The 14,187-nt window shown below is 36.4% G+C and carries 14 protein-coding genes; 5 read left to right on the top strand and 9 right to left on the bottom strand.

Annotation, left to right across the window (positions count from 1 at the left end; translation table 11 throughout):
- Positions 1 to 3: 3 nt before the first annotated feature.
- Together BXY75_RS12730 and BXY75_RS12720 are read right to left on the bottom strand one after the other, a co-directional pair.
- Positions 4 to 765 carry a sensor histidine kinase gene (locus tag BXY75_RS12730; RefSeq protein ID WP_121908146.1) on the bottom strand — a complete coding sequence of 254 codons (762 nt, stop codon included), beginning with the start codon at positions 763 to 765 and terminating at the stop codon, positions 4 to 6.
- A 630-nt stretch (positions 766 to 1,395) separates the two neighbouring features.
- Entirely contained in the window at positions 1,396 to 1,884 is a 489-nt protein-coding gene (locus BXY75_RS12720) for a hypothetical protein (protein ID WP_121908144.1), read from the bottom strand.
- Between the two features lie 470 nt (positions 1,885 to 2,354).
- Here BXY75_RS12720 and BXY75_RS12715 point away from each other — a divergent pair, with 470 nt between their 5' ends.
- From BXY75_RS12715 to BXY75_RS12700, 4 genes are all read left to right on the top strand, one after another.
- Positions 2,355 to 2,849, top strand: coding sequence for a T9SS type A sorting domain-containing protein (locus BXY75_RS12715; protein WP_121908143.1), 495 nt, complete (start codon positions 2,355 to 2,357; stop codon positions 2,847 to 2,849).
- Positions 2,850 to 2,854: 5 nt separating this feature from the next.
- Positions 2,855 to 3,892 (top strand): hypothetical protein, encoded by a 1,038-nt coding sequence (locus tag BXY75_RS12710; protein ID WP_121908142.1) that lies wholly within the window; start codon positions 2,855 to 2,857, stop codon positions 3,890 to 3,892.
- A gap of 669 nt (positions 3,893 to 4,561) precedes the next feature.
- On the top strand, positions 4,562 to 5,056 hold the full coding sequence (locus BXY75_RS12705) for a T9SS type A sorting domain-containing protein (RefSeq protein WP_121908141.1): 495 nt from the start codon (positions 4,562 to 4,564) through the stop codon (positions 5,054 to 5,056).
- Positions 5,057 to 5,061: 5 nt separating this feature from the next.
- On the top strand, positions 5,062 to 6,093 hold the full coding sequence (locus tag BXY75_RS12700) for a hypothetical protein (protein WP_121908140.1): 1,032 nt from the start codon (positions 5,062 to 5,064) through the stop codon (positions 6,091 to 6,093).
- 150 nt (positions 6,094 to 6,243) lie between these two features.
- Here BXY75_RS12700 and BXY75_RS12695 read toward each other — a convergent pair whose 3' ends face one another.
- The 7 genes from BXY75_RS12695 to BXY75_RS12665 form a co-directional block, all read right to left on the bottom strand.
- Positions 6,244 to 7,785: a S8 family peptidase gene (locus tag BXY75_RS12695; protein ID WP_245962969.1), complete on the bottom strand. Its 1,542-nt coding sequence runs from the start codon at positions 7,783 to 7,785 to the stop codon at positions 6,244 to 6,246.
- 41 nt (positions 7,786 to 7,826) lie between these two features.
- On the bottom strand, positions 7,827 to 8,381 hold the full coding sequence (locus tag BXY75_RS12690; protein WP_121908138.1) for a phosphatase PAP2 family protein: 555 nt from the start codon (positions 8,379 to 8,381) through the stop codon (positions 7,827 to 7,829).
- On the bottom strand, positions 8,381 to 8,668 hold the full coding sequence (locus tag BXY75_RS12685; protein ID WP_121908137.1) for a Sec-independent protein translocase subunit TatA/TatB: 288 nt from the start codon (positions 8,666 to 8,668) through the stop codon (positions 8,381 to 8,383). Before BXY75_RS12685 ends, BXY75_RS12690 begins: the two co-directional genes overlap by 1 nt.
- Positions 8,669 to 8,788: 120 nt before the next feature.
- Positions 8,789 to 11,092: a M1 family metallopeptidase gene (locus BXY75_RS12680; RefSeq protein WP_121908136.1), complete on the bottom strand. Its 2,304-nt coding sequence runs from the start codon at positions 11,090 to 11,092 to the stop codon at positions 8,789 to 8,791.
- Between the two features lie 68 nt (positions 11,093 to 11,160).
- On the bottom strand, positions 11,161 to 11,664 hold the full coding sequence (locus BXY75_RS12675; protein WP_121908135.1) for a DUF6702 family protein: 504 nt from the start codon (positions 11,662 to 11,664) through the stop codon (positions 11,161 to 11,163).
- A 57-nt stretch (positions 11,665 to 11,721) separates the two neighbouring features.
- Positions 11,722 to 12,495 carry a hypothetical protein gene (locus BXY75_RS12670; RefSeq protein WP_121908134.1) on the bottom strand — a complete coding sequence of 258 codons (774 nt, stop codon included), beginning with the start codon at positions 12,493 to 12,495 and terminating at the stop codon, positions 11,722 to 11,724.
- Positions 12,482 to 13,309, bottom strand: a complete 828-nt coding sequence (locus tag BXY75_RS12665; RefSeq protein WP_147437280.1) for a peptidase associated/transthyretin-like domain-containing protein — start codon at positions 13,307 to 13,309, stop codon at positions 12,482 to 12,484. The genes BXY75_RS12670 and BXY75_RS12665 overlap by 14 nt, the downstream gene beginning before the upstream one ends.
- A gap of 165 nt (positions 13,310 to 13,474) precedes the next feature.
- Here BXY75_RS12665 and pepE point away from each other — a divergent pair, with 165 nt between their 5' ends.
- Positions 13,475 to 14,179, top strand: a complete 705-nt coding sequence (gene pepE, locus BXY75_RS12660; RefSeq protein WP_121908132.1) for a dipeptidase PepE — start codon at positions 13,475 to 13,477, stop codon at positions 14,177 to 14,179.
- Positions 14,180 to 14,187 lie beyond the last annotated feature (8 nt).

Raw genomic sequence — 14,187 nt, 5'->3', positions numbered from 1 at the left:
TTATTAAGTTTTATATATAAAAAAAAGTTTAGTTCCTTTACCGGGTTCAGATTCAATCCGGACATCTGCGTTTATCAACTTGGCGCGGTTCATCATATTACTTAGACCTATGCCACTAAAGGTACTAATTTTATTGGCATCGAATCCAACCCCATTATCGCAGGCGTCGATTTCGAGCGTTTTGCCAGAATAGCGAACTTTTACTTCAAGTTTTGTTGCTTTGGAATGTTTAATAGTATTGGTGAAAAACTCTTGCAACATTCTAAATATAATGATTTCTATTTTATGATCTATCGCAAAATAACTTGCAGTGCATTCCATCGAAGTAGCCAAATACCGCAACCTATTGAAGCGTTCTATTTCCAATTGTAGGGCTTCGACTAATGTTAGATTTGTAAGTGTATCGGGGTTAATATTTTTTGAAAGGCTTCTAAGCTCGTCCAAACTTTGTCCTAAGGTTTCTATAGCCTCATCAATCGCCTCCGGATTATCTTTGGCGTTTTGCATTTGAATTTTAGACAAAGTGAGCAGTTGCCCAATATTATCATGTAACTCCCAACTAACGTTTCGCAGGGTATCCTCTTTTATTTCAATTTGAGTTTCAATTATTTCTTCTTTGAATCGGTTTTCAGCTTCCCGTTGTTCTCTTAAAAGCCTATTTTTTCTTTTCTGAAAAAGTATAAAAAGAAGAATCAACGTCACAGCTAAAAGCAATGCAATTACTGAAAAAATGATTAAAAATGATTGTACTTCTTTTTCGTCCATAAAAATCCGATTATATAACAACCATAAAGAATACAATTTAAGCTAAGTAAAATGATCATCCTACTCAAAGCTCCAGTATTTAAATATTTAGATAGCTGGGCCAATGGCACCATTCCTAGGTAAAAAAGCAATAGTCCTATTGAAATCCAAAAACTTAATTTGTATTTAACAATAAGCACTTCATCACTGTTGAGCAGTTGATAAAAATGAAACATAGTCAACACCAATAATCCTATCGAACCTGCTATGAAAGCATAGGCTCTATTTCCAAATGATTCTGGGAGAATGTATGCTAAAATCGAAAGTATAATAAAAAGACCGGACACTAAGTATACGGTCTTTCTAAAAATCCGCTTTCTTAGAATATTGTGGTACCAATAAAAGTAGAATAAAAACGAAATAATCATAAATATTTGATAGAACCATTCAACAGCAATTCCATTGTAAATGCATATCACTCCAATAATTTCAATAATGAACGTAAGCCATAAGAAATATAAGAAATGCTTTTCACTTGAATGCTTATACTTATTGAAATAAACGGTTGCCGCTATTGCAGCTATGAATTCTAAAACATTTACGATATTGTATAAATTATCGGTATTCACTTAATTCTAAATAACAAATTAATTAATAGTTATTTGGCGGCAAACCACCATGTCCCATATTTAAAGGACTTATTCCTTCTATATTCCCTTCATTTTCTTGGATTGGAGCGAAACCTTTCCGTAAAGGTGATGGCTCTTGCGGAGAAGTTGGAGTAAGAAAAACAGTAGTATATCCAAAAGTATCATCCCCATTTGGCGATGGAGGATAGGCGGCCAAATAAATGCGAATACCCAAATTATCCAGGTTTCGTTCTCCTGCTTCATACTCTACGTATTCAATATATTTTTTTAAAGTGTCTAGAGAGAACCAGAATTCTCGAGTATCCTGATACCCAAGAATCTGTCCTATTGTATCATATCTCGTGCTAATGTAATTATTCTCAAGTCCATCCGCTTCTTCATAACTTATGACCTGTCCCGGAGGTGGCACAGGATGCTCACAGGATGCGAAGACAATTAAGAATAATGTTACACTAAAAATTGATAATAGAGGTTTAATCAGAGTTTTCATAATCAAATGATTTTAAGGTTTCTATAAAGTTAGAGATAATTAATTAATAATTGTGAGGACATCTATTCGATAACAGTTTAGGGGATATAACCCATAGTATTTCACAAAGAAAGTACATAATCTTAAAAAATACGGGGAGCAATTAACTTGAATTGTTTAGGGGTAAAACCCCTTTTAAGTCTAGAATTACCCTCATACAAAAAGGTGATACGCCCGATCGATTCAAGGTTTTTATCTTTTTGAAAACCAGCCTTTTAACTCTTGTCAAGATTAACACTTCATTGCATCTTTGTCTGGAAATTGTGAAGCATATTTCTTAATTGTTTAAAATTACTACACTAGCTATTTAGAATATTAAACGATGACACAAAAGTTAAACCATTTGTTACATATGTGACACAGCTTCATCAATTTCACAACTAGTTTAGCAAAATAATAATCAATAAGTATTAACCTTTAAAAAGTGAATTATGAAAAAAACAATGTACATCGTACTATTAACAGTTTTCTCGGTTGGCTTTTCCTATGCTCAAAGTTTGAGTCAGACTGTAATAGGTAGTTCGGGAGCAACCATTACCGGTGCTTCTAACTCCCTGGGCTTTACAGCGGGAGAAGCTGCAGTTGGCGACCTTACAAACGGGGTTAACCTAGGCCAGGGATTTTGGCTTGGAGCGACAGCAGAACTCGTATTAAATACAGAAGACTTCTCACTTGAAATTCAGACAACAGTATTTCCTAATCCTGTAACCGACTACCTAAACTTATCTTTTAATGAGATGGTAGGGGAAGATTTTGAAATTATGTTATACGACTTAAACGGAAGAATGATCTTTCAAAAAAAACTGCTTAATGCATCCGAAAATGAAACCTTGAATTTCACAACATATAGCAGCGGAATGTATGTGTTAAACATCGTCCAGAGTGCTACTAACAAATCAAAAACTGTAAAAATTATTAAAGACTAATTATTATGAAAACAACAACAACTTATATCGCAATCGCAACACTTTTACTAACTTTCACAGGTGTCTTTGCGCAGAATATTCAGGATGAATCTCAATCATCAAATGCCGATTATTTGGCTAAAAAGGAACTAGATCTTCAAGCCGCTAATCGTGCAGATCTTGACGCTCAACCTATTATAGTATCAGAGAATCAAAACAAATTGGCTGCTGCAGAACGTATCAATTATCAGGCTGTAGCTCGAGACGCTGGAGGTGTACTTATGGCAAATACAGCTGTAACTGTTGATTTTGAGATTAGAGACGGAGCCGGTGGACCAGCAGTGTTTAATGAAACTCATAACTTAGTTACTAATGTGACTGGAGTATTTTCTACACAAATAGGTAATACAGTTTCATTAGCAAACGTTAATTGGCTAGATATCAATGCTTGGTTACAAGTAGATCTTAATGGAACAGACGTGGGAGAAACTCGTATGGGTAGTGTTCCAACAGCTTTACATAGTAAAAATAGTGGAGCTGTTATGATTTATGGATCGGGTACAAACAATGCCGATAAAATGATCGCACAACATTCGCCAGCATTCCCGGGATGGGGTATTGGTTATAACGATGCTACAGATGTAATAGATTTTATGTCTGGTGGAACTAAAACTATGCGCGTGGATTTAGGTAATGGATCTATAAGCACCAATAGCAATGTGGAAGTATTACAAACTACTACCACACCCGCTCTAAACAGGGTATATGGAAACTCAATGCCTATTGCTTATGGAAGTATTGATTCTGGCGGGTCAATTAGTACTGGTTATGGTATTACTTCAGTTTCTAATACTGGTGCGGGAACATATGATATAGTATTAAATCATGATACTAATATCAGCAACTCAATCGTGATGATTACTCCTTTTACAGGAGCAATTGGTGTTCCAGAGATCTGTGGATACAATCCAACAGGTACTAATACATTTACCGTAAATATCCAAACGGTAGGTGGTGCTGGACAATCAAGTGCCTTTGCATTTGTAGTTTATGGTAATCATTAAAAACAACCTTAATTCCAATTGGAATTAGTCTATATAAAAAGGTTCAGAAATAATTTTTCTGAACCTTTCTCTTTTGTCTTTTTAAATCGCTGAGCCGTTTACAAGGCATCAATATTTCCTTAGCCTATAGTACTACTCTTGTTAGGGTAAAACTCTGCACTTTGTCACAGTTTATTGAGCATCTGATTTAGAGATCAGGATGTATATTTAGACCAAACCAAAGCTGCGATTCCCACTGTTCTTGCCGTCGCAACCGAAGAACCTCCGACATGCTTTACAAGATAACAGTAAACTCTATCTAACAACATAAGCTTATTAGCAATTTAGATACATCAGGCAATTAACTTGAATCGTTTAGAGGTAATACCCCCTTTTAAGTTTAGAATTACCCTCATACTAAAGGGTGATACGCCCGATCAATTAAAGGTTTTTATCTTTTTGAAAACCAGCCCTTTAACTCTTGTTAAGATTAACACTTCATTGCATCTTTGTCTGGAGATTTTGAAGCAAATTTCTTAATTGTTTAAAATAGCTATACCAGCGATTAAGAATATTAAACGATGATACAAAAGTCAAAGCATTTGTTACATATGTAACACAGCTTCAACAATTTCACAACTAGTTTAGCAAAATAATAATCAATAAGTATTAACCTTTAAAAAGTGAATTATGAAAAAAACAATGTACATCGTACTATTAACAGTTTTCACAGTTGGCTTTTCCTATGCTCAAAGTTTGAGTCAGACTGTAATAGGTAGTTCGGGAGCAACCATTACCGGTGCTTCTAACTCCCTGGGCTTTACAGCGGGAGAAGCTGCAGTTGGCGACCTTACGAACGGAGTTAACCTGGGCCAGGGCTTTTGGCTTGGAGCGACAGCAGAACTCGTATTAAATACTGAGGATTTCTTACTTGAAATTCAAACATCGGTATTTCCTAATCCAGTAACCGACTACCTAAACTTATCTTTTAATGAGATGGTAGGAGAAGATTTTGAAATTATGTTATACGACATAAACGGAAGAATGATCTTTCAAAAAAAACTGCTTAGTGCATCCGAAAATGAAACCTTGAGTTTCACTTCATATAGCAGCGGAATGTATGTGTTAAACATCGTCCAGAGTGCTACTAACAAATCAAAAACTGTAAAAATTATTAAAGACTAATTATTATGAAAACAACAACAACTTATATCGCAATCGCAACACTTTTACTAACTTTCACAGGTGTCTTTGCGCAGAATATTCAGGAAGGATCTCAATCATCAAATGCCGATTATTTGGCTAAAAAAGAAATAGATCTTCAAGCCGCTAATCGTTCAGATCTTGACGCTCAACCAATTATAGTATCAGAGAATCAAAACAAATTGGCTGCTGCAGAACGCATCAATTATCAGGCGGTAGCTCGAGACGCTGGAGGTGTACTTATGGCAAATACTGCCATAACTGTTGATTTTGAGATTAGAGACGGAGCCGGGGGACCAGCAGTGTTTAATGAGACTCATAACTTAGTTACTAATGTGACTGGAGTATTTTCTACACAAATAGGTAATACAGTTTCATTAGCAAACGTTAATTGGCTGAATATCAATGCTTGGCTACAAGTGGATCTTAATGGAACAGACGTGGGCGAAACTCGTATGGGTAGTGTTCCTACAGCTTTACATAGTAAAAATAGTGGAGCAGTTATGATCTATGGATCGGGTACAAGTAACGCTGATAAAATGATCGCACAGCATTCGCCAGCATTCCCGGGATGGGGTATTGGATATAACGATGCTTCAGATGTAGTAGATTTTATGTCTGGTGGAACTAAAACTATGCGCGTTAATCTAGGTACTGGAGCTATAAGCACCAATAGCAATGTGGAAGCGCTTCAAACAACTACATCACCTGCACTTAACAGAATGTATGGAAACTCATTACCGATTGCTTTTGGAAGGGTTGACGTCAGTGTTACCACGGGATATGGGGTTTCATCTGTATCGAACCCATCGACTGGAGTTTACTTAATAACGCTGGATAATTCGGCTGCTTCAGCAGGTGATTTAGTCCCTATGATTACACCATTTACACTTGTAGGAAACGGTGAAATGACCGGTTTCAATCCAATAAGTGCCAATAGTTTTGAAGTTAAAATATTCAATGAAGCTGGAGCTCCGAAGGCCTCTGCTTTTAGTTTTGTTGTGTTTGCAAATCGATAAAAACTCTAAAGCCCTCTTCAAAACATAATCAGTTTGAGGAGGGTTTTATTTATACTAGTATTTTTTTTTCATAGCACTATATGTGCAAATAAAAAGGTTCAGAAAAAACGCCTCTGAACCTTTTGCTTTTTTACTCAATAAGTACTATTATTATTGAACCGCTTGCAAGGCATCTATATTTCCATAGCCTTTAGTACTACTCTTGTTAGGGTAAAACTCGGCACTTTGTCGCATTTTATTAAGCACCTGATTTCGAGTCCAAGATGTATGTTTAGACCAAACCAAAGCTGCGATTCCTGCTGTTGTTGCGGTCGCGACCGAAGAGCCTCCAACGTACTTTTTGTCGCCATTATAAAATCCTAATACCGCACCAGTGCGTCCATCATCATTGTCTCGTTCCATTACAACCGTAAATTCAATCTCACTTCCATCATGACAGGTATCGCATTGTTGATAGCTTCCATCATCAGTGATTCCGGTTACAGCAACGGTTTCATTCATACTTGCAGGAAAAATAACCGGATACCAATTAGTTAAAGCCGTAGAAGTACCACCAGCAGCGAAAATCAATTTCCCTCTATTATAGGCATATTTAACACCATCACTTACGTTGCCAATAGACCAAGGATAACCAACAGACATAGAGATTATCTTAACATCACTGCGATTTCCAAGAGCCACTAATGCATTCTTCACACCTTTACGTTCGTGATAATCATTTAAAAGTACATCTTCTGTAGCTCGATAAGACACCAAATTACAATTATAAGCCACTCCTACCGGCATATAATTATCATTCCGGGGAGAAGCAATGGTGGAACCCATTGAAGTACCATGACCACATTTATCGTGCGGCCCATCTGTGTTATTAGACCACCACCACGGAGAATCGATAAAAGTTCCATATTTCTGAATACTCCTACCACTGCTATACCCATCGTTGAAATTACTTCCCAAATACGGCTGACTTTGAGAAACACCTGTATCAATAAGGCCCACGGTAATTCCGGCGCCGGTACTATGTGCCCATGCTGCCTCGATATTATGTTGATCAAATGTCCAACTTATCAAAGCATTTGGAGCTATCGTTCGGTAATCATTATTGTTTAAATTCTGCCCATCTTTACTACAGCCACTAGAAGAAAATTCCTGTGGATAGTACCCGGAAGATGTATAAAAAGAATAACCGTTTGGTTCCAAATAGCGGATATCATTTCTTTTTCTTAATTCTGAAATGGTTTCCAAAGACTTCAACTGCACATCGATTACATTCAAAATCGCATCATCTTCAATGATTAGTTGTTTTTCTGAAAGACTTTCCACTTCAGAAACTAAAGCGATTATGTCATTTTTTATATTAGTGAGGCGTAGATCTTCACTAGTTCTGAAGCTTTCTCCCTTGGCTCCATATCCGATGGTAATAAATTCATTTCCATGCACTGCAGCACTCCAAAGTACCTGATCGGAGACATCTTTCCAACTAAATATACCCGTTGTATTGAGGCGCTCATCAATTATTTTATTGATCTGTTCAATATTTAATAACTCCTGTGAAGTTTGTGTGGTGTTGCTCTTATTCTGTGATGCTTCGGAAGCTTCAGAAGAGACATTAGTATTTTCTAATTGATCTTGCGTACAAGAAGTCATCAGAATACAGACAAAGGCAAAAATGCCCAGAATATTTTTTTTCATTATGCGATGGTTTTTGTTAATTCCATCAAGATATGAAATTTTTAAATCTTCAGAAGAAATCTTTTACATAGAAAATGCCCCATCATAGCAAAGGCAGTGCCTACCAACGCACCTACCAATATGTCGCTGGGATAATGTACTCCCACATAAATTCTGCTAGTCACAAATAAAACTGGCCATAAATAAGCAAGGAAAATCCAGTTCGTGAACTTTCGAAGTGATAATACTACAAAGGTGGTCACAGCAAAACTCGATGATGCATGTCCTGAAAAGAAACTATGATTTGTGGGTTTTTGAAGTGCCCTTATCAAATCATTTAAGGCTTCCACATTATTGGGTCTTAGACGTGCTACAAAATCTTTAACTAAGTCGGTAAAGAAGATAGTCACGATAAAAGTCAGCACCATAAATAAAACGACTAAAGCGCCGTTTTTTGGTTTGTAATAGTAAAAAATAAGAACAATAAAAAGAATAAAAAGAGGGATCCAGGTTTCTATTTGAGTTACCAAAATCCAGAAACTATCCCATCGCTCAATTCCCAGGTTATTAAGAAAAACAAACAACTCCCGATCCCAAGTTTTCAGGGTTTCAATCATTAAAATTTCCTTTTAACCGGACCTGTAATTTCCTCTATATCATCTTTAACCCCATCAAGTTCCTTCCGAACATCTTTAGTAATGTCGAGATCTATATCGTGTTTTTCGGCACTTTTAGTGATTTCTTGTTTAATATCGTTGGTGGCATCCTTAATTTGTCGCATCCCTTTCCCTAGTCCTCTTGCAATTTCCGGAACCTTGTCGGCACCAAAAACAAGTAGCACCACAAAGAGTATAAACCCAATTTCGGCACCACTAATAAATAAAGAAATAGCCTGATAAGTCATGCTGCAAATATACAAATTCGGAAGTCAGAATTTGTTAATCTATTTTGAAAATATTAAAAACAAAAAACGCTGCAGCAATACTAGATTGTGCAGCGTTTTTTTGTTTAAAAATGCTAAGAATTAATCCCCTTTTACATTTTGCTTAAAGGTATTGAACTCACCTAATTTCTTACGTTTTGGCCAACTGTTATTTGAAGTATCGATATCGGCTGTTTCTTCGTCCGGATCTACCATGATCTTGGTAATTTCTTTTTCCGAAGCAATTACTTTCCCAACAGCAGCATCATTCTTTCTCCAAATTTCAGCAGGATAAGTAATACGTTCTGTTGTACCGTCGCTATACGTGTACTCGGCTATAATTGGCATAGGAATTCCTCCCGGCTTTTCGAAAGTAACTTCATAGAAAAAGTTCGGATTCTTCATACCCGCTCTATCATCTACCGGTACATTATCCATAATATACTGTTGCAAGGTAGAAACATCTGCCAAGGTTGAGGTTCTCATACTTTCTTCAAAATCCTCGCTATCCTCGTCTACAAGATAGACCAATGGCGGAAGATCACTTTCTTTCATCCCTCTGGCTTCCATCATTTCTCTTACTTCCTTGTTCATTTTTGAAGTCACATAAAATTTCTTCACCTCCTTTACACCTATATCAGTATAATCTGTTGTATAGAACCATGCTCTCCAAAACCAGTCAAGGTCTACTGCAGAAGCATCTTCCATAGTACGGAAGAAATCCTCTGGTGTAGGATGCTTAAACATCCAGCGTTGTGAATACGTTCTAAACGCGTAGTCAAAAAGCTCACGACCCATAATGGTTTCACGAAGAATATTAAGTCCGGTTGCCGGCTTGGAATAAGCGTTAGCTCCAAAATTATAAGTGTTAAGTCCTTTGGTCATAATAGGCGCCATTTCGTCCTGCTCCCCAGCCATATAATCTATAATCTTGTTCGCCGGTCCACGTCTAGAAGGATATTCCTTATTTGGTGCAATAGCATCCGGGTACCACTCACCAAAATCTTGTTCGGCCACATATTGTACGAAAGTATTTAACCCTTCATCCATCCAAGTCCATTGACGTTCATCACTGTTTACGATCATCGGGAAATAATTATGTCCTACTTCATGGATAATCACACTCATCATTCCATATTTAGTACGCTCACTGTAGCTACCATCTTTTTCCGGTCTACCGTAGTTCCAGCAAATCATCGGATATTCCATCCCTTGGTTCTTAGCATGCACCGAAATCGCTTTATTATAAGGATAATCGAATGACATTCTAGAGTAAGATTTAAGTGTACTAGCCACTACCACGGTTGAATAATCTTCCCATAGTGGGTTTCCTTCCGGAGGATACATAGAAACTGCCATTACGTCCTTATTTCCAATTTTTACAGCCATCATATCCCAGATATAACGTCTGGAAGTTGCGAATGCGAAGTCTCTTACAAATTCCGCTTTTAATTTCCATGTTTTAGTTCCTGCAGCAAATCCTTTCGAAGCTGCTTCCACTTCATCCTGAGTAACAATAATAACTGGTTTGTCATAAGCCTTTTTTGCTTGCTCATAACGATTCATCATTTGCTTAGAAAATACTTCTTTTCTATTCTGAAGTACTCCCGTACCGTCCAATATGTGATCTGAAGGAACCGTAATGTTTACTTCATAGTTTCCGAAGGGAAGAGCAAACTCATCTCGTCCCCAAAACTGACTATTCTGCCATCCTTCAACATCATTATAAACTGCCATTCTTGGGAAAAACTGTGCAATTACATATCCTTTATTTCCATCTTCAAACTCTTCATAACCACTTCTGGCACGGTTAACAACGTGATTATTTACATTGTACCACCATTTAATAGAAAATTCGAATTTCTCACCCGGCTGAAGATTTTTAGGCATCTCCACTCGCATCATCGTTTGATTGATTGTATACTGAAGATTTCCACCTTTAGAATCTTTTACCATCTCGATATTAAATCCTCCATCGTATGGACTACCCATATAATTCGTTACGAAATTTGAAGCCATATCTGCAGGAGTAGCGCCACTTCCTTCAATTAACGGTGTTTTAGAATCTTTAGCACGAACATTTTGATCTAGCTGAACCCATAGATATTCCAACACATCCGGAGACTTATTGGTATATGTAATAGTTTCGTACCCACTTAGTTTCGAAGTTTTGTCGTCCAGCACAATGTCCATTACATAATCAGCTTGCTGCTGATAATAATTTGGTCCGGGTGCACCGCTAGCAGTTCTAAACATATTAGGAGTAGAAAACTCCTGATACATCTGCTTAAACCTGTTTTGGTTAGTGTGTCCCGGTTTACGTTCTACCTTCTCTTCCTCTTGTCCAAAGGTCATTCCCGCGCTTAGTAGAACTACAACGAGCAACATATATTTTGTTAATTTCATAATAATTACTTGTGATTTATATTTAATAAGGGTCTAAAAATACTTTTTATTAGGAATTTAAGAATTGTTTAATTCAAGTTTAACAATCCTTTAGGATTATCTCTTTCCAGAATTAAGCTTTTACGTTTGCCTTTTTCCTTAAAATGAATAATATTTTGTTGTTCTTCAAACAAATCCATTAGTAGCTTGTTTTCAACTTCAAATGTCTTGAGAGAGGAAACTCCTGTCACCTCGATATAGACTTTTACCATGTCGATTTCGTATTCCTTTCCTATATAATTTAATTCTACAGGCTTGCCATTGACCCATATTTTTAATTTCTGAAGAACATATTCTTTTAGATATAAAGCATCGCTTTCTGTTTCGCGTTTGGTATCTAGAGAAATATCTGGATTATAACGTTGTTGCAGCACATCTTCAATGTCATCAATAAATATTTGAGAAATAATCTGAAGGCTTTGCTTTTCTTCAACATATTCAACCTTTGTGATGCTTACATAAAACTTGTGATCTGAAGCTCCCACTAGAATTGGAAAGAGTAATAATAAGGTTACAACTTTTAAAATTTTCATTATTATTTGGAGAATTAATTAATGTAAGACTTTTTTAATAATGCTTCGTTACAAATATCATTCCTTTGGTTCAATTATTCTGGAAAGATACTCTAAACTCTTAGATTCTAAAATTTGCAGGACATTAGCGAAATTCTCTTTTTTAAAATCATCTTGAATGTCAGAGGTTTCTATACAAAACAACATAAAATCGTACATTCTTTCCTTCGGAATATTATATGCTTCCAAAAAGAACTGATGTCCGTAAAAGCTAAGTATCTGAGCTGCTGTCATGTTTTGAGCCTCCCATTTTCGCTTTATTTTTAGTTTCTTATAATAGCCGCTAATATGCTTGTACATCGCTTCGATATCTAACGCTGTCGCCAATCCAAAGTAAGGCACGATAGGCACTATCTTTTCTTCAGGAATCCCTTTAAAACCGGGAATTCCGACATCATCGAAATTGAGGTCTTTTTCTGTCTTGATGTTTTTAAGGTCGGTCGCTATATTACCTGACAAATTATTTCCTAAAACTACCTCATCCAGCTCGTTAATAAGTTTGGTGAGTGTAATTGTTAGAAATCCGGAATCGAAAATCTCATCACTTATCGGAATTTTTTCAGGGTAATAAGCAATCGAAGAAATTACAAGGGTATCTTTTCTTTTTACGCCAATTGAGAAGTTTCCATATTCATCTGTAATGGCATTGTATCGCGACGTAGTATTTAGAACATGAATACCTTCAACGTCTTCATCATTTGTAATCTTAGCCTGAAGAACTTTAGTCTGTGCAGATATAAACGTGGAAAAAAACAAAACGCTTAATAGAATACAAAATTTAATTTTCTTCACGCTGTTTATTATATTCGATGCTTTTTTGATGTACGAAGTCTAAAAGGACTATTTCGTTATTTCCCTTTAAATACTCTCGCTGCATCCCATTTTCTTCAACATAATAAAGAAAGTCATTAACTAAATGCGCCGGAATATCAAAATTTGAAATAACAAAATCATTACCAAATCGCTGACGCAATCCACGTCCTACCAGCTCGATTTCATCATTCTGTTCTTTAACTGTCGTTTTCACTTCTTTTTTCGAAACTATTAAACTAAAAACACCCGCAACAAGTCCTAAAATATCTCCGCCATACTGCTCTTGTCCATTGTGAAATGCGTCATGTGCTGCATTACCTCTTATGGCGCTATACTGGTCATCGGCAAACTCGTAATCAAAATTCAGGGTTTCATACGACAGATTCAGTTTGGATTCTATTTCGATCGTTTTAACCCTTCCCACATCGGCAATTATATTTCCCGATAAATCGTAAGGACGCACAATCACTTCATCAAGCTGATTCACGACCGGATTAAGGTATATACCCATATTCCGGCTATCAATAACTCCCTTATCCACAATTACCGTAAAAGTTGAAAATTGTAAAGCAGTAATTGCGACACGGTCATTTTCGGCTACCTCCAGTTCGAAGGTTCCATTTTCTTTAGTAATTGTGCCTTGTTGAGACGAAATATTGTAAATCGAAACACCCTCAATATCTTCTCCTACCGGAGCTTTTACTTTCCCATTTACTTTAATACGATCTATGTCCTGTGCCATGAGAGTAAATGGCAATAAGAATATAAATAGATAAAGTAGTTTTTGTCTCATTCTATAAATTTACGCATAGTTTTCTTACAATTATCTTAAAGTATTATAGCAGTATTGTTAAATTTACTTAATATGATATCCGAAAGTACCGTTCTTTCAAAACGGACGTAGTACATTGCTCATTGAATATTGAATATTGATTATTGATTATTGAAAAAGATTCCCATGAAAAACTTAATTATAGCTAGTACCTCAACAGTCTTTGGTGGAAAATATCTGGATTATCTATTGGAAACTCTTGCAATCTTCTTTTCTGAAACTGATGAGATTATTTTTATTCCGTATGCACGTCCCGGAGGAATTTCACACGACGATTATACGGCAAAAGCTTCCGAAGCGTTTAAAAAAATTAACAAGAAAATTGTTGGTATTCATACATTCGATAGTCCCAAAGATGCTCTTTTAAAAGCGAAAGGTGTATTTACCGGCGGTGGAAATACCTTTGTTTTGGTTTCAAAATTATACCAACATCAACTAATAGAACCTCTGCGAGATGCAATTTTTAAAGGGCTTCCCTATTTGGGCACTAGTGCCGGAAGTAACATTTGCGGAGTAAATATTCGAACCACCAACGATATGCCAATTGTCTATCCTCCCTCTTTTAAAACCCTGGGAGTGGTTCCGTTTAATATCAATCCGCATTATCTGGATCCTGAATCGAACAGTAAGCATATGGGGGAAACCAGAGAAACCAGAATACAGGAATTTCATACTCAAAATACCATCCCGGTTGTGGGGCTCAGAGAAGGTAGTTGGTTAGAAGTAAAAGGAGATACAATAAAATTAAAGGGAGAATTAAAAGCCCGAATTTTCACGCAAGGAAAAAAAGCTTTTGAAGTTGAAACCGATACCGTTCTTGAGAATTTATGATGTAAAAA

The sequence above is a fragment of the Ulvibacter antarcticus genome, assembly GCF_003688405.1.
Taxonomy (GTDB): domain Bacteria; phylum Bacteroidota; class Bacteroidia; order Flavobacteriales; family Flavobacteriaceae; genus Ulvibacter; species Ulvibacter antarcticus.
This window is presented reverse-complemented; position numbering and strand designations above follow the sequence as displayed.